The following is a 761-nucleotide window of genomic DNA, read 5'->3' on the forward strand; positions in this document are numbered from 1 at the left end:
CCGCCGGGGGGGCCGGGGGTGGGCGGCTGCGGGCCCGCTGGCGGCGTAGCCGCGTCGTCGTCGTCCCGCTGGCCCTGGTCGTGGCGCTCGGGCTGCTGCTGGCGCTGACGGCCCCCCGCACCACGCGCGACGACCTGGCCCCCACGTCGGTGGCTCCCGGCGGCAGCCGCGCGCTCGCCCAGGTGCTGCGGGCGGAGGGCGTCGAGGTGCAGGAGGTCCGCACCTTCGCCGCCGCCGGCCGGGCCGTGCGCGAGCGGGGCGCCGCGACCACCACGCTGCTCGTCACCGGACCCGACCTGCTCGACCCCGACCGGCTGCGCGAGGTCGGCCGCCTCGTCGCCGGGGGCACGGACCTCGTGCTGCTGGCCCCCGACGCGGTCGTGCTCGACGCCCTGCAGCTGCCGCTGCGCGTCGCGGGCGTCGACCCCGCCGACGTCCGGGAACCGCGCTGCGACGCCCCCGACCCGGCCGCCGCGGGTCCCGCGCTCGCGGGCGGCAGCCTGTACGCGCCGGCCGTCGAGACGGGTGCGACGGCGACGGTCTGCTACGGCGGCTCCTACGCACGGGCCGCGGCGGGCGCCGGCACCGCCGGCACCGTGACGGTGCTGGGGCAGGAGGCCCTGCTGACCAACGACCGGGTCGACGAGGACGGCAACGCGGCGCTGGCGCTGCGCACGCTCGGGGCGCAGCCGCGGCTGGTCTGGTACCTGCCCAGCCCGACGGACGTGGCGGGGGGCGGCACCGTGCCGGTGACCTCGCTC

1 protein-coding gene is annotated in these 761 nt (G+C 80.4%); it reads left to right on the forward strand.

Translation table 11 applies throughout. The annotated features are described in order from the left end of the window. The coding region (locus GTR02_RS21980; RefSeq protein WP_166609582.1) for a DUF4350 domain-containing protein at positions 1 to 761 on the forward strand (761 nt) is incomplete at both ends.

The sequence above is a fragment of the Kineococcus siccus genome (genome assembly GCF_009906795.1).
Taxonomy (GTDB): Bacteria; Actinomycetota; Actinomycetes; order Actinomycetales; family Kineococcaceae; genus Kineococcus; species Kineococcus siccus.